Source organism: Mesorhizobium sp. GW821-FHT07A06, assembly GCF_059419085.1.
Genome location: NZ_JBWKRC010000003.1, coordinates 23,688 through 37,896 on the forward strand (window position 1 = coordinate 23,688; position 14,209 = coordinate 37,896).

Sequence of the window (14,209 nt, forward strand, 5' to 3'; positions counted from 1 at the left end):
TCACCCTCCCAACAAGGGGGAGGGTGAATGTCCCATCGCCAATTCCCTCGCCCCCTCGATCCCCAGCGGCAGATGCGTCGCCGCGACAATCATCCCACCAGACTCGCAATGCCTCGTCATCAGCCCCGCGAATCGCTCCTCCGAAGCCTTGTCCAGTCCCGCCGTCGGCTCATCGAGCAGCCACAATGGCCGGTGACTGACCAGGAGTTTCGCGATCGCCGCGCGCCGCCTTTGCCCGGTCGACAGATAGCCGAACGGCAGATGCCCGATGCCTTCCAGCCCGACCGTTTCCAGCGCCTCTTCGACCCCGACACCTCCAATGCCGTTGAAGTCGTGCCAGAAGCGCAAATTTTCCGTGACGCTCAGCGCGGTCTTCATCGCATTCTGATGACCGAGATAATGACAGGCCGAAGCGATCGACGGAAAGTCGTCGCCGCCCTCTTCGATCAGCAATCGACCTTCCGCCTTCGGCAGCAGCCCGGCGATGATCCTGAGCAAGGTCGATTTGCCCGATCCATTCGGTCCGGTGACGACCAGCGCCTGACCGTCGCCGAGGGCGAAGCCAATGCCGGAAAATACCGCCTCGCCGCCGCGTTCGCCGCCCAGATTTTCGGCGATAAGCCGCATTCCCCGCCTGCCCTGAAAACAATGTTTCGCGAGCGCTGCCGCATCGCACAAATTTGCTCTCCAACTGTCTAGAACTATTCCAGAAAATTCTCTATATGCGGTGCATCCGTGCCAGCGGTCGGCGCGGGAACAGAATTTGCGCCGAACCAGCGCACGCGCCGCCTTGAACGGCTCGGGTTGCTTGGGAGCGGACAGCGGAAATGGCCGTACCCGCACCTTTGCGCGTGATTGCATGCCATCGGCGTCCGTTCCCTTTCAGGCTGAACAGACAAGGACGGATCGCACGTGTCAAAATCCCTCGATAGTTTCAATTGCCGCCGCACACTGACCGCGGGCGGCGCCGAATACGTCTATTTCGACCTCGTCGAGGCCGAGAAGAACGGCCTCACCGGCATAGCCCAGCTGCCCTATTCGATGAAGGTGCTGCTGGAAAACCTGCTTCGCAATGAGGACGGCCGCTCCGTCACCAAGGAATCGATCCAGGCGGTTGCCGGCTGGCTGACCGACAAGGGCACCGCCGGCGTCGAGATCGCCTATCGCCCGGCCCGTGTGCTGATGCAGGATTTCACCGGTGTTCCAGCCGTGGTCGACCTTGCCGCGATGCGCGACGCCATGGCTTCGCTCGGCGGCGATCCGCAGAAGATCAACCCGTTGGTGCCGGTCGACCTCGTCATCGACCACTCCGTCATTGTCGACGAGTTCGGCACGCCGATGGCCTTCGCCCGCAACGTCGAACTCGAATATGAGCGCAACGAGGAACGCTACAAGTTCCTGAAATGGGGCCAGCAGGCATTCCGCAACTTCCGCGTCGTGCCGCCCGGCACCGGCATCTGCCACCAGGTCAACCTTGAATATCTCGGCCAGGTCGTGTGGACCAACACCGAGGACGGCGAAACCACAGCCTATCCCGACACCTGCGTGGGCACCGATTCGCACACCACCATGATCAACGGCCTTGGGGTGCTCGGCTGGGGCGTCGGCGGCATCGAGGCCGAGGCGGCCATGCTTGGCCAGCCCGTCTCCATGCTTCTGCCCGAAGTGATCGGCTTCCGCCTCACCGGCAAGCTGAAGGAAGGCGTCACCGCCACCGACCTGGTGCTGACCGTCACCCAGATGCTGCGCAAGAAGGGCGTCGTCGGCAAGTTCGTCGAATTCTTCGGCCCGGGCCTCTCCAACATGACGCTGGCCGACCGCGCCACCATCGGCAACATGGCGCCCGAATATGGCGCCACCTGCGGCTTCTTCCCGGTCGATTCGGAGACCATCCGCTACCTGACGATGTCGGGCCGCGAGGAAAGCCGCATCGCGCTGGTGGAAGCCTATTCCAAGGCGCAAGGCATGTGGCGCGAGGCGGGCTCCGCCGACCCTGTCTTCACCGACCTGCTCGAACTCGAGTTGAGCAGCGTCGTGCCGTCAATGGCCGGCCCCAAGCGTCCCGAAGGCCGTGTCGCGCTGGAAGGCATTCCGGACGGCTTCGCCAAGGCGATGGAGACCGAGTACAAGAAGGCGGCGGAAATCTCCAAGCGTTACGCCGTCGAAGGCACGGACCATGACCTCGGCCATGGCGACGTCGTCATCGCAGCCATCACCTCCTGCACCAACACCTCGAATCCGAGCGTGCTGATCGGCGCGGGCTTGCTCGCCCGCAACGCCAACCGGCTCGGCCTCAAGCAGAAGCCCTGGGTGAAGACCTCGCTGGCCCCCGGCAGCCAGGTGGTCGCCGAATATCTGGAGAAATCCGGCCTGCAGAAGGAGCTCGACCAGATCGGCTTCAACCTGGTCGGCTTCGGCTGCACCACCTGCATCGGCAATTCCGGCCCGCTGCCGGCGCCGATCTCCAAGACCATCAATGACAAGGGTCTGATTGCCGCCGCGGTGCTCTCCGGCAACCGCAACTTCGAAGGCCGCGTCTCGCCCGACGTCCAGGCAAACTACCTCGCCTCGCCGCCGCTGGTCGTGGCGCACGCGCTGGCTGGAACCGTGACGAAGGATCTCACCACCGAGCCGCTCGGCGAGGACAAGAACGGCAATCCGGTCTACCTCAAGGACATCTGGCCAAGCTCGGCAGAGATCCAGGAGTTCATCGAGAAGAACGTCACCCGCGAGCTGTTCGCCCGCAAATATGCCGACGTCTTCAAGGGCGACGAGCATTGGCAGAAGGTGCAGGCGCCGGAAGGCCAGACCTATGCCTGGGACGACAACTCGACCTATGTGCAGAACCCGCCCTATTTCGCCGGGATGACCGCCGGTTTCGGCAAGATCGGCGACATCAAGGGCGCCCGGGTGCTCGGCCTGTTCGGCGACAAGATCACCACCGACCACATCTCGCCGGCGGGCTCGATCAAGGCCGCCTCGCCGGCCGGCAAGTACCTCACCGACCATGGCGTCGGCGTCGCCGACTTCAACCAGTACGGCACGCGGCGCGGCAACCATGAGGTGATGATGCGCGGCACCTTCGCCAACATCCGCATCCGCAACCACATGCTGGGCGAGAATGGCCGCGAGGGCGGCTACACCATCCACTACCCGTCGAAGGAAGAGGAATCGATCTACGACGCGGCGATGGAATACAAGAAGGAAGGCGTGCCGCTGGTCATCTTCGCCGGTGTCGAATACGGCAACGGCTCGTCGCGCGACTGGGCGGCCAAGGGTACCAACCTGCTCGGTGTCCGCGCCGTCATCGCCCAGTCCTTCGAGCGCATCCACCGCTCGAACCTGGTCGGCATGGGCGTCATCCCCTTCGTCTTCGAGGAAGGCACCTCGTGGGCCTCGCTCAACCTCAAGGGCGACGAACTGGTCGAGATCGATGGCCTGAGTGCCATCAAGCCGCGCCAGACGATGACCGCCAAGATCACCTATGGCGACGGCTCGGTGAAGAACGTGCCGATCATCTGCCGCATCGATACGCTGGATGAACTCGACTACTTCAAGAACGGCGGCATCTTGCAGTACGTGCTGCGCGACCTGGCGGCTTAGAAACAGTGAGTAGTGAGTAGGAAGTAGGGAAGAGCCTACTCACTACTCACTACTCACTACCTTCGGCGCGCCATGGCGCGCCGCGGCGGCCAGCAGGACGCCAAGCATCAGCCCGTTGAAGATGTGCCACAGGAAGTGAGTGCCGAGCGGAAAGCCGGCGCAGACCATCGGGTCGATCATGCGGAAGATGGCGGACACCACGAAGATCGCCGACCCAACCAGATTGTACCGGCCGGCCCGGTTGCCGCTCACCGTCACCCAGGCACCGAAGAAGGCGAGCGCCAGGAACGGCGGCAGGTAGCCGGTCGTGCCGTTTGACGCCTGGCGCAGCCAATCCGGCACGGCGAAACTGATCGCGCCGACCACCGCATAGAAGACGACGAAGACCGCGATCGCCTTGCGCCATTCCATCCCGAGGAAGCGGCGCAGGTTGAACAGCGTGTACGCCAGCGTGAAGCCGGCGATCGGCAGCACGTCGATCCAGACCGTGCCCTTGGTGGCGAAGGTATGGAAGATCGTCGAGCCGATGCCGATCGCCACCACCCACCAGGCCAGCACTTCGGCGAAGGTCCCGGCTTTCAGTCGGCGCACTTCCCGCACACCCCATAGTCCCGCGACAATGAAGGCAAGGTTAGTCGAAGCATTCGTTGGCTCGGACCAAAGTCCAGATGCGGTCCGCTCGCAATAGAGATCGACAGGGGTCAGGAGAGTTTGCCACATGGTGATAATGCCATCCCCGAATCGAACCACGTCGTGAAATGCAGTGTATCTCCTATTGCGCCCTTACTTTCGGCTGCAACGGCAAAAATTTCACCGCAACGTGACTTCCCGTTGACTTCGGCTTCTGCCACATATTTCAGCCAATCAGAACAAAGCCGGCGCCACCGGCGGGAATTGGAATGGTCATGGCCTGGCGAAGATCACTGTGGCTGGCGGCGTTTGCGCTGGCCTTCTCGGCTTTTGCCGATGCCGGCCATGCCGGCGAGTCCGAAAGAACCCAGGCCGAGAAAGCCCAGCCTGACAAGCCGCTCGGCGTGGTCGAGCTGTTCACCAGCCAGGGCTGCAGTTCCTGTCCGCCGGCCGACGCGTTTTTCGCCGAACTTGCCGCCAGGGAAGACATTGTCGCGCTCTCCTACCACGTCGATTATTGGGACTATCTCGGCTGGAAGGACACGCTGAGCCGCAAGGAAAACACCGAGCGGCAGAATGACTATATGCGCGCCTTCAGCAGCCGCTCCGTCTATACGCCGCAGGCTGTCCTCAATGGCCGCGTGCATGTCAACGGCGCCAACCGTGGCGAGGTCAACGGGGCGCTCGCCCGCATGGCGAAATCCGGCGAAGGCATGCATGTGCCCGTCAAGGTCAGCCGTACCAGCGACCGCGTCATCATCGATGCCGGCGACGCCGGGACCGGCCCCAACGACGCCCATGTCGTGATCGTCTATTTCGAGCCGCCGCAGACGGTCAAGATCGCCCAGGGTGAGAATTCCGGCCGCAAGATGACCTATTGGAACGCCGTCACCAGCATCCAGACCGCCGGCATGTGGCACGGCAAGGCGCAGCGTTATGAATTGCCGTTGAGCGAGATCACCAAGAAAGGCGGCTGCGCCGTGCTTTTGCAGTCGGTCGGCAAGGATGGCATGCCGGGCCCCATCCTCGGCGCTGCTTTCATCCACAAGCCGTAACGCCTCTTCCTTCTCCCCGTGTGGGAGAAGGTGGATCGGCGCGATAGCGCCGAGATGGATGAAGGGGGCTGGACGGATCGCAACGTCGAACTAATCTTGCACAATTCCGCATCAGCCGGTTCCACCAGCCAAACGTCGCTCACTCGCCTCCTTCGGCGCGACATGACGGAGGCGGAAGGAAAAAGGCCAACAAAAAACCGACGTCAGCTTGCTTCTGACGCCGGTCATTTAGGTTTTGGGATCGTCGCACCTGATTTTTCCAAGGAAAAACCGAGGTTGGTTCGATCCGACGCTGACCCGTGGGCGGGGGGCTTGGGGTTTACGAGCCGGTGCCGGACCGAACCGTCTCAGGCAACACGGGTAAATTCGTCGGACATTGGGGCATGAGCGCGGATAAAAAAAGGCAGAAATGTGGCGAAGCATCACCAATTCCAACATGCGGTTTGCAAACGTGACTGGACGCAACGGAAACGGCGCGCCGCCGCACCGCTTCGCCGGCTCTTGCAATTGCGGCGCGAAGGGGCCAATTTTGGTTGGCAAAGATTCATTTGAAGGATCGAGGCATGAGCGATGACAGCGGCGGGACGGGGGATGGTGACGCATCCGCAATATTGATCCCGCTGCACGAGGCACGACGTGAGCGCCTCGACCAGCCCGTGCGCTTCGATCGGCGTGAACTGGACCAGATCCTCAGGCTCTACGGACGCATGGTGGCCGCCAATGAATGGCGCGACTACGCCATCGATCATCTCACCGACAGGGCCGTGTTTTCCGTCTTCCGCCGGGCCAGCGAAGTGCCGCTGTTCCAGATCGTGAAGGATCCGAAACTGGCCCGCAAACAGGGCGCCTTCGCCGTTATCGCCGCTGGCGGCCGCATCCTCAAGCGCGGGCAGGAACTCGGCCGCGTGCTCGGCGTCTTCGATTCCAAGCTCAAAGTTGTAGAGGCTTGAGCGGGGAAATTGGAGCAGGGGAATTGAAGAACTGATGAATTGAAGAGTTGAAGCAGAAGGCGCCTGATGTTCCCGCCGCCTTCTTTGTTCTTCAGTTCGTCAATTCTTCAATTCTCCAATTCCCTCTCATGCCCCACGAAATCTCCGCTCCGGCAAGGAAACCGGATCAGGCGGCACCGACGCGCCGCCATTCAGTGACAGCTGCATGAACACCGTGTCCAGCCAGCGCCCGTGCTTGTAGCCGGAACCTTCGAGCCGGCCAGAGTGGCGGAAGCCGAGCTTTTCATGCAGCTTGACCGAGGCGCTGCCTGGATGGCCGTCGCCGATCACGGCGACGATCTGGCGGAAGCCCGCCGCCTCGGCGGCCGCGATCAGGCTGCGCATCAGCATGAGGCCGACACCCTGGCCCTTGGCCTCGGGCGCGACATAGACCGAATCCTCAACGATGAAGCGGTAGGCCGGGCGCGGCCGGAAGGCACCGGCATAGGCATAGCCAAGCACGGCGCCGTCCTTTTCCGCCACCAGATACGGAAAGCCGCCGGCCGTGAGCGCGGCGAATCTCGTGCCCATCTCGGCGCGGCCTGGCGGCTCCAGCTCATAGCTCGCCGTGCCATGGGTCACCGCGTCGGCATAGATTTCGGTGATGGTATCGAGGTCGGCCGAAGTCGCCGGCCGTATCACGATGGTGCACATTCTTTATGCAGGCCTTCTGTTTGCTTCCGATAACAGCAAACGCCGGCACAAAAGAAAAGGGCGGCCGTTGGGCCGCCCTTTTCAAACCCGATGGTCCAGTCAGACCATGAAGCGTGCCTTAGCGGCGGTCGCCCATGAACTGGAGCAGGAACATGAACAGGTTGATGAAATCGAGATAGAGCCTCAGCGCGCCCATGATGGCCTTGCGGCCGGCGACATCGGAAACATCGCCCTCGAAATACATCTCCTTGATCTTCTGCGTGTCATAGGCGGTCAGGCCGGCAAAGACCAAGACGCCGATCGCCGACACGGCGAAGGACAGCGCCGACGACTGCAGGAAGATGTTGATCACCGACGCGATGATGATGCCGAACACGCCCATGATCAGGAACGAGCCCATCGCCGTCAGGTCGCGCTTGGTCGTGTAGCCGAACAGCGACAGCGCGCCGAAGGCGGCGGCCGTGGCGAAGAAGGTCTGCGAAATGCTGGCCGTGGTGTAGACCAGGAAGATCGACGACAGCGACAAGCCGACGAGGCCTGCATAGACCCAGAACGTGGTCTGCGCGGCAGCGACGCTCATCGACTGAATCCTGAACGACAGGAAGAATACGGCGGCCAGCGGCGCCAGCATCACCACCCAGCGCAGCGGCGACCCGAAGATCGCATAGCCGAAGGACGTCAGCATCTCGCCGCTCGGCAGCGTTGCGACAGCCGAGGCCGGATCGGTGGTGGTTGCCAGCATGATCGTGCCGACGGCGGCAAGGCCGGTGATGAGGAGGCCAAGCCCCATCAGGTTGTAGACCTTGATCATATAGGCGCGCAGGCCCTGATCGATGTCGGCGCGGACGCCGGGCACCGCCGACGTCTGATAATTGCGAATGGGATCAGCCATTGGAATCCTCTATTGCTTCTGCCCCGTCCGGTGTCGGGCCTCTTGCGGACCCAGGCGCCGCTGGCGGGACTCCAGCATGCCTGCGGCGAAATATGATGGTTATTCGCGTCAAGAACAAGACCGTAACCGGATGTAACGGTTCGTGAGAGGCCGAAATGCCGATTCTCCGGGCTTCCGGGCCGGCATCCTTACCAAGATTTAATTGCAGAGGGCCCGCTCCGCCCCAGAGTCCCGCCAGGGATTAGCGAGTTCCGGCCAAGGATTACAGGTCACGCAGCACCGGCGCCGCCTTGTGGCCGAGCACCCGCCAGGTGCCGGCAAGACCGATGCCGACCGTGATGACCAGGGCAAAGACGATGGTTGCCACGGCCACCTCCGGCATGAAATGCGATGGCAGCGTCATGATGCGGGCGACAATGTACCAGGCCGCGATGCCGCCGGCGGCCAGCGCGAAGATGGCCGTGGCCAATCCGATCAGCATGTACTCCAGGGAGAATGCCGTTATCAGCGTCCTCCTGGTCGCACCGAGCGTCTTCAGCACCACGGCGTCGTGGATGCGCGCCCGGTTGCCGGCAGCCAGCGCGCCTGCCAGCACCAGCACCGAAGCGATCAGCGCCACCCCGGCCGCGGCCCGGATCGCGGTGCCGAGCTGGCCGACCAGACGGTTGACGACATCGAGCGCGTCCTTGACGCGCACCGTCGTCACCGCCGGGAAGGCGCGGGTAACGGCATTGAGGATACGGGCATCGTCCGCGGTCGAGGCACTCTTTTCAGTCAGCGTCGCCATCCAGCCATGCGGCGCGCCAGCGAATGTGTTGGGCGAGAACACCATGACGAAATTGATGCCCATCGTCTCCCACTCGACCTGGCGGAAGTTGGCGATCCTGGCCGTCACGTTGCGGCCAAGCACATTGACGGTGACGGTGTCGCCGAGCTTCAGCCCGATCTCCTTGCCTTCCTGCGCGGAGAAGGAGACCAGCGGCTCGCCGGCATACTTGTCCGGCCACCATTCGCCCTCGGTCAGCGTCGCGTTTTCCGGCTGCCTGGCGTCATAGGTCAGGCCGCGATCGCCTTTCAGCACCCAGGCGCCCTCGGCCGGCACCTTGACCTTGTCGACGGCGACGCCGTTGAGCGCCATCACCCGGCCGCGCAGCATCGGCACCTTGACCAATGTCCCCTGAGGCGCCTCCTTGCCGACCAGGCCCGAGAACGCATCGACATCGCTGCTCTGGATGTCGACGAAGAAGAAGTTCGGCGCCCGCTCCGGCAGGCTGCCGGAGATCTGCTGCCGCAGATTGCCGTCGATCAGCGCCAACGTCACCAGCAGCGTCAGCCCGAGCCCCAGCGACAGCACCACCGATGGGGTCAAGGCGCCTGGTCGATGGATGTTGCCGACGGCGAGACGGAGCGCAACGGAGCGCACGCGCGGGCTCTTCCTTGCCACCCATTGCACCAACGCTCCGACCAGACGCAGCACCAGGAAGGAAAAGATGGTGGCGCCGACGAAGATCGAGGCGATGCGCTGGTCACCGGAGAAGAGGATGGCCAGAACCGCCAGCAGCAAAGCGATGCCGATGGCGGAGGCCATATAGACAAGTCGCGGAAGGCCGCGGCCTTCGAGGCCCATCTCCCGAAACAGCGCTGTCGCCGGCACGTCGCGGGCGCGCCCGAGCGGCAGCAGCGCGAAGGCCAGCGTCACCAGCAGCCCGAACAGCGCCGCCATGCCGAGCGCGCCGGGATAGAAGCCGCCTTGCGCCGGCACCGGAATGACGGATTGAAGCGCGGCACTTGCGGCAAAAGGCATCAGCGCGCCGAGCACCAGACCGGCGGCGATACCGAGTGCCGCTATGATCAGGATTTGCACGAGATAGACGGTGAAGACAAAGCCGCCGGAAGCACCGAGGCTCTTGAAGGTGGCGATCACGCCGCGCTTGCCGTCGAGATAGGCGCGCACCGCATTGGCGACGCCGACGCCACCGACCACCAGCGCCGTCAGCCCGACCAGCGTCAGGAACTGCGAGAAGCGCTCGATGTTGGACGACAGGGCCGGGGCGGCGTTGCCGCGCGTGCGGATCGACCAGCCGGCTTCCGGAAAATCCCTGGCCGCCTGATCCTGTATGGCCTTGAGCCGCGCCTCGTCGGCATCGGCGGGCAGCCGGATCTTGTAGGCGTTTTCGACCAGGCTGCCCGGCTGGATCAGCCCGGTCGCGGTCAGGCCCTCTGTCGAGATCATCAGCCTTGGCGCGAAGCCGAAACCGTCGGACACGGCATCCGGCTCGGTGACCAGCCTGGCACGCAGTTCGAAGGTGGCGGTGCCGAGCTTCAGGCGGTCGCCGAGCTTGAGATGCAGCCGTTCGAACAGAAGATCGGGCGCCGCCGCGCCAAAGACGCCGAATTCTTCGCCGAACAATTCCTGCTTTGTCAGCGCCGGCTCCGTCTCCAGCGCGCCATAGAGCGGATAGGCATCGTCGACTGCCTTGGCCTCGACCAGCGCCTGGTCGGAGCCGTCTGCCAGACGCGCCATCGAGCGCATGCTGGCGGTGCGCGAAACAACGCCCAGCCCGTCGAGGAAGCCATGTTCGGCCTGGCTGGCATCGCGCTGGTTGATCTGGAAGCGAAGATCGCCGCCAAGCAGCGTCTGGCCCTGGTTGGCGACGCCGGCACTGATCGAACGGGCAACCGAGTTGACGCCGCCGATCGCCGCGACGCCGAGCGCGATGCAGGCGAGAAAGATCAGGAAGCCGGACAGGCCGCCGCGCATCTCGCGCAACGAAAAGCGGATGGCGAGCTTCAGCGTCCGTGCCGGCGGCATCAGGCGGTGACCTCCAGTGGGGTCGGCGGGTTCGGCGCCTCGATACGTCCGGAGCGCATCGACACCTGGCGCGCGCAGCGCGCCGCGAGCGCGGGATCATGGGTGACCAGCACCAGCGTCATGCCGCGCTCGGCCGCCTTGGCGAACAGCAGGTCGGCGACCTGCCGCCCCGTCGCCTGGTCGAGATTGCCGGTCGGCTCGTCGGCGATGAGAATGCGCGGCGAGGGTGCCAGCGCCCGGGCAATCGCAACGCGCTGCTGTTCGCCCCCGGAGAGTTCGCCGGGGTAATGGGTGACGCGGTCGCTGAGGCCCACCGCCGCCAGCTCGCGCGCCGCTACCGAAAACGGATCGGCATGGCCGGCCAGCTCCAGCGGCACCGCGACATTTTCAAGCGCCGTCATGTTGGGGATGAGGTGGAAGGACTGAAAGACGATGCCAATGTTTCGGCCTCGAAACGAAGCAATCTGATCCTCGCTTTTGCCGTTGAGCAGTTCACCGGCGATTCGTACCGTACCCGAATCGACCCTCTCCAAGCCTGCCAGCACCATCAGCAGTGTCGACTTGCCGGACCCCGATTGACCGACGATGCCGGTCGCCTCGCCGCGCGCCACCTCGAGGCTGACGCCCTTCAGCACATGGACTGACGACGCGCCTTCGCCGAGTGTCAGGGATACGTCTTTCAGCGCGATGACGGCTTCTGTCAAAATGAAAGCGTCCTATATCAGGGATGATGGCTCTGCTTGCCGGAGGCCGTCGCCGGAAGAATTCCTTGGTCATATGGGGCCTGCCGCATGTCTTTCAAACGCCAGATAGCCGCAGGCTTGGTCCTTTTCCTCGCCATTTGCGGCGCCATTTCGTCGGCGCGTGCCGAGCCCTTCAAGATCGTTGGCTTCGGTGACAGCCTGATGGCGGGCTTCGGGCTTGGGCCCGATCAAGGCTTTACCGACAAATTGCAGGCGGCGCTGCGTGCCACGGGCCATGACGTGACCGTCGCCAATGCCGGCGTTTCCGGCGACACCACGAGCGGCGGTCTGGCGCGGCTCGATTGGTCGGTGCCGGACGGCACGCAGCTGCTCATCCTCGAACTCGGCGCCAACGATATGTTGCGCGGCATCTCGCCCGACATCACCAGGAAGAACCTCGACGAGATGCTCGGCAAGCTCAAACAGCGCAAGATCGCTGTGCTGCTCGCCGGCATGCGCGCCGCGCCCAATCTCGGCGCCGACTACCAGAACGCCTTCGATGCCATCTTTCCGGACCTGGCGGCGAAATACGGTGTCGCGCTCTATCCGTTCTTCCTCGACGGCGTCGCCGGACAGCCCGGCCTGCAGCTCGAGGACGGCATGCATCCGAACGCCGGCGGTGTTGACCGGATGGTCGAGCGCATCCTGCCGACGGTCGAGAAGACCATGGCGGTGGTCCCGGGGGGTTCATGAGGCTGGATACATTGCTTTCCCTTGCGGAAACTTTTGGCAAAGCCTGTGACCAATAAACCTCTTGCTCCATTCGACTATCGATGATTCGCTATGGATGACAGTTCGATTCGAGGAAGGGAGGCTCTTCATGCCGCGTCTTTTCACCGCCCTCGAAATTCCGCGTGACGCCGCCCTTTCGCTGTCCCTGCTCCGGGGCGGCCTGCCCGGGGCGCGCTGGATCGATGTCGAAAACTACCATCTGACGCTGCGCTTTATCGGCGATGTCGAGGGCCATGTCGCCGACGAGATCGCCAATGCGCTGGACCGCGTCCACCGGCCCTCCTTCTCGCTGACCCTGTCCGGTGTCGGCGCCTTCGGCCAGAAGAAGCCGCATGCGGTGTGGGCCGGCGCTTCCGCCTCGCCCGATCTGGCCGGGCTTCAGGGCGAGATCGACCGCATCTGCCAGCGCCTCGGCATTCCCGCCGATCCCCGCAAGTTCATGCCGCATGTGACGTTGGCGCGGCTGCGCAATTCGAGCCCGCTGGATGTCGCCCAGTATCTTTCGGCCCGCGGCAATTTCTCGACGCTGCCGTTTCGTATCGGCCGCTTCGTCCTGATGTCGTCTCGCGATTCGGTCGGCGGCGGCCCCTATATCGTCGAGGAGGCCTGGCCGCTGTCGGGCGCCGACGCCCGCGCGGCCAGCCGTGTCGCCAGCGCCTCCGACGCCTCGCGGATCATGCGATAGACCTCGGCAAAGGCCTCCGGCCCGTCATAATAGGGATCGGGCACGTCGCGCGCCTGTCCGTGCGCGAACTCCAGGAAGAGCCGCACCCGGTCGCGCGCGGCCGGAGCCAACGCCTTGAGGTCGGCGACAACAGAGCGGTCCATGCCGAGGACCAGGTCGAAACGGGAGAAATCCTGCGGCGTGATCTTGCGCGCCCTCTGTCCGGAAATATCGATGCCGTGACGCATAGCGACCGCGATCGAGCGCGGATCGGGGGGCGAGCCGACCTCCCAGCCGCTTGTGGCAGCCGAATCGAGCCGGATATCGCGGCCCCAGCCGCGCTCGACCCAAGCGGCGCGAAAAACGCCCTCAGCCAGCGGCGACCGGCAGATATTGCCGAGACAGACGAAAAGGATGGAATTTATGGGCGTTATGCTCATTCGATATGCGCCGTTTGTGCATCTGGAACCCCAAAACCGCAAAACACTTTTGGGCGACTTGCAGTATGGTGAGGGTCAAAATCGAGATAGCACGGGAAATCATTATGACGAGAGAAAAACTCAGCAAGGACGCCATCACCGCTGCCCTTGCCGAACTCGGCGGCTGGTCGCTGGCCACGGATGGCGCCTCGATCAGGCGCGGCTTCGTCTTTAACAATTTTTCCGAAGCCTTCGCCTTCATGACCCGCGTCGCGCTGGCAGCCGAAAAGATGGACCATCATCCCGACTGGTCGAACGTCTACAAGACCGTGGACGTGACGCTGAACACTCATGACGCCGGTGGCGTAACCGCGCTCGACATCGAACTGGCGAAGAAGATGAACCGCTTTGCCGGTGGCTGATGCCTGGTATCGCAAAGCCGCCAAGGCAGCGGAGAACCCCAAATCGGTACCCGCATCTTGCACCCGGGTTCACCTTTCACCACATTTTCCCCGCGAGGCATGCGCCTGGATGCGCATGAGACCCGCTAGGAGTGATTGATGGCGCAACAACCCGGTTTTGATTTCTTCGGCTTTGGCGACAGGCTGGGCGGGGAGGGTGAAGTGCGCGACAAATTCTGGCGCACGGCGAAGAAGGCCGCCCGGCAGATCCCCTTCATGGAAGACGTCGTCGCCGCCTATTACTGCGCCATGGACAAGAACACGCCGTTGCGCGCCAAGGGCATATTGGTGGCGGCGCTCGGCTATTTCGTCCTGCCGGTGGACCTCATTCCCGACTTTATCTTCGGCCTCGGTTTCACCGACGACATCGCCGTGCTGACCGCCGCGATCACCGCCGTCAGCGCCCACATCACGCCGGCGCATCGCCAGGCCGCCAAGGACGCCATCGCCGACAAGGGCTGAGCGTCTGCACGCGGCGCGCATCTTGTGGATGGAGGCCTTCGCAGGTCCGGTTGAAAAGTCAAACTCTTGCCGCTTTCGTGGCCTCCAAGTCGC

The 14,209-nt window shown here is 63.6% G+C and carries 14 protein-coding genes; 7 read left to right on the forward strand and 7 right to left on the reverse strand.

Annotated elements, in window-relative coordinates; translation table 11 throughout:
* A complete protein-coding gene (ccmA, locus tag AC07SZ_RS10530) occupies window positions 1–627 on the reverse strand; it encodes a heme ABC exporter ATP-binding protein CcmA (RefSeq protein WP_494914194.1) in 627 nt (208 codons plus the stop codon).
* A gap of 285 nt (window positions 628–912) precedes the next feature.
* On the opposite strand from ccmA, the gene acnA reads away from it, so the two are divergent.
* Window positions 913–3,603: an aconitate hydratase AcnA gene (acnA, locus tag AC07SZ_RS10535; RefSeq protein ID WP_056574556.1), complete on the forward strand. Its 2,691-nt coding sequence runs from the start codon at window positions 913–915 to the stop codon at window positions 3,601–3,603.
* A gap of 42 nt (window positions 3,604–3,645) precedes the next feature.
* Here the strand turns inward: acnA and AC07SZ_RS10540 are convergent, their stop codons facing one another.
* Complete coding sequence (locus AC07SZ_RS10540; protein WP_494914196.1) at window positions 3,646–4,323, reverse strand: ceramidase domain-containing protein; 678 nt, start codon at window positions 4,321–4,323, stop codon at window positions 3,646–3,648.
* A gap of 179 nt (window positions 4,324–4,502) precedes the next feature.
* On the opposite strand from AC07SZ_RS10540, the gene AC07SZ_RS10545 reads away from it, so the two are divergent.
* Complete coding sequence (locus tag AC07SZ_RS10545; RefSeq protein ID WP_494914197.1) at window positions 4,503–5,288, forward strand: DUF1223 domain-containing protein; 786 nt, start codon at window positions 4,503–4,505, stop codon at window positions 5,286–5,288.
* Window positions 5,289–5,851: 563 nt separating this feature from the next.
* Window positions 5,852–6,238, forward strand: coding sequence for a DUF2794 domain-containing protein (locus AC07SZ_RS10550; RefSeq protein WP_056574545.1), 387 nt, complete (start codon window positions 5,852–5,854; stop codon window positions 6,236–6,238).
* 126 nt (window positions 6,239–6,364) lie between these two features.
* On the opposite strand, the gene AC07SZ_RS10555 is transcribed toward AC07SZ_RS10550, so the two are convergent.
* From AC07SZ_RS10555 to AC07SZ_RS10570, 4 genes are all read right to left on the reverse strand, one after another.
* Entirely contained in the window at window positions 6,365–6,931 is a 567-nt protein-coding gene (locus AC07SZ_RS10555; RefSeq protein ID WP_494914198.1) for a GNAT family N-acetyltransferase, read from the reverse strand.
* A gap of 118 nt (window positions 6,932–7,049) precedes the next feature.
* Window positions 7,050–7,823 (reverse strand): Bax inhibitor-1/YccA family protein, encoded by a 774-nt coding sequence (locus AC07SZ_RS10560; protein WP_056574542.1) that lies wholly within the window; start codon window positions 7,821–7,823, stop codon window positions 7,050–7,052.
* Between the two features lie 262 nt (window positions 7,824–8,085).
* Complete coding sequence (locus AC07SZ_RS10565; protein WP_056574539.1) at window positions 8,086–10,635, reverse strand: ABC transporter permease; 2,550 nt, start codon at window positions 10,633–10,635, stop codon at window positions 8,086–8,088.
* The gene (locus AC07SZ_RS10570) at window positions 10,635–11,339 is read right to left on the reverse strand and encodes an ABC transporter ATP-binding protein (protein WP_494914199.1); all 705 of its coding nucleotides are present in this window, start codon (window positions 11,337–11,339) and stop codon (window positions 10,635–10,637) included. The genes AC07SZ_RS10565 and AC07SZ_RS10570 overlap by 1 nt, the downstream gene beginning before the upstream one ends.
* Window positions 11,340–11,426: 87 nt before the next feature.
* Between AC07SZ_RS10570 and AC07SZ_RS10575 the strand changes: the two genes are divergently transcribed.
* On the forward strand, window positions 11,427–12,071 hold the full coding sequence (locus AC07SZ_RS10575; RefSeq protein WP_065005471.1) for an arylesterase: 645 nt from the start codon (window positions 11,427–11,429) through the stop codon (window positions 12,069–12,071).
* A gap of 127 nt (window positions 12,072–12,198) precedes the next feature.
* Window positions 12,199–12,795, forward strand: coding sequence for an RNA 2',3'-cyclic phosphodiesterase (gene thpR, locus AC07SZ_RS10580; protein WP_056574530.1), 597 nt, complete (start codon window positions 12,199–12,201; stop codon window positions 12,793–12,795).
* On the opposite strand, the gene AC07SZ_RS10585 is transcribed toward thpR, so the two are convergent.
* The gene (locus AC07SZ_RS10585) at window positions 12,699–13,214 is read right to left on the reverse strand and encodes a low molecular weight protein-tyrosine-phosphatase (RefSeq protein ID WP_172371710.1); all 516 of its coding nucleotides are present in this window, start codon (window positions 13,212–13,214) and stop codon (window positions 12,699–12,701) included. The genes thpR and AC07SZ_RS10585 overlap by 97 nt on opposite strands.
* Before the next feature lie 104 nt (window positions 13,215–13,318).
* Here AC07SZ_RS10585 and AC07SZ_RS10590 point away from each other — a divergent pair, with 104 nt between their 5' ends.
* The gene (locus tag AC07SZ_RS10590; RefSeq protein WP_081295064.1) at window positions 13,319–13,615 is read left to right on the forward strand and encodes a 4a-hydroxytetrahydrobiopterin dehydratase; all 297 of its coding nucleotides are present in this window, start codon (window positions 13,319–13,321) and stop codon (window positions 13,613–13,615) included.
* A 138-nt stretch (window positions 13,616–13,753) separates the two neighbouring features.
* On the forward strand, window positions 13,754–14,116 hold the full coding sequence (locus AC07SZ_RS10595; RefSeq protein WP_056574518.1) for a YkvA family protein: 363 nt from the start codon (window positions 13,754–13,756) through the stop codon (window positions 14,114–14,116).
* The last annotated feature ends 93 nt before the right edge of the window (window positions 14,117–14,209 follow it).

What these genes read in the sequence shown, in the direction of transcription:
- AC07SZ_RS10555 (WP_494914198.1), bottom strand. Translation starts at nt 6,931, where the DNA reads ATGTGCACCATCGTGATACGGCCGGCGACTTCGGCCGACCTCGATACC.
- AC07SZ_RS10560 (WP_056574542.1), bottom strand. Translation starts at nt 7,823, where the DNA reads ATGGCTGATCCCATTCGCAATTATCAGACGTCGGCGGTGCCCGGCGTC.
- ccmA (WP_494914194.1), bottom strand. Translation starts at nt 627, where the DNA reads ATGCGGCTTATCGCCGAAAATCTGGGCGGCGAACGCGGCGGCGAGGCG.
- AC07SZ_RS10565 (WP_056574539.1), bottom strand. Translation starts at nt 10,635, where the DNA reads ATGCCGCCGGCACGGACGCTGAAGCTCGCCATCCGCTTTTCGTTGCGC.
- AC07SZ_RS10590 (WP_081295064.1), top strand. Translation starts at nt 13,319, where the DNA reads ATGACGAGAGAAAAACTCAGCAAGGACGCCATCACCGCTGCCCTTGCC.
- AC07SZ_RS10550 (WP_056574545.1), top strand. Translation starts at nt 5,852, where the DNA reads ATGAGCGATGACAGCGGCGGGACGGGGGATGGTGACGCATCCGCAATA.
- thpR (WP_056574530.1), top strand. Translation starts at nt 12,199, where the DNA reads ATGCCGCGTCTTTTCACCGCCCTCGAAATTCCGCGTGACGCCGCCCTT.
- AC07SZ_RS10585 (WP_172371710.1), bottom strand. Translation starts at nt 13,214, where the DNA reads ATGAGCATAACGCCCATAAATTCCATCCTTTTCGTCTGTCTCGGCAAT.
- AC07SZ_RS10540 (WP_494914196.1), bottom strand. Translation starts at nt 4,323, where the DNA reads ATGTGGCAAACTCTCCTGACCCCTGTCGATCTCTATTGCGAGCGGACC.
- AC07SZ_RS10545 (WP_494914197.1), top strand. Translation starts at nt 4,503, where the DNA reads ATGGTCATGGCCTGGCGAAGATCACTGTGGCTGGCGGCGTTTGCGCTG.
- AC07SZ_RS10595 (WP_056574518.1), top strand. Translation starts at nt 13,754, where the DNA reads ATGGCGCAACAACCCGGTTTTGATTTCTTCGGCTTTGGCGACAGGCTG.
- AC07SZ_RS10575 (WP_065005471.1), top strand. Translation starts at nt 11,427, where the DNA reads ATGTCTTTCAAACGCCAGATAGCCGCAGGCTTGGTCCTTTTCCTCGCC.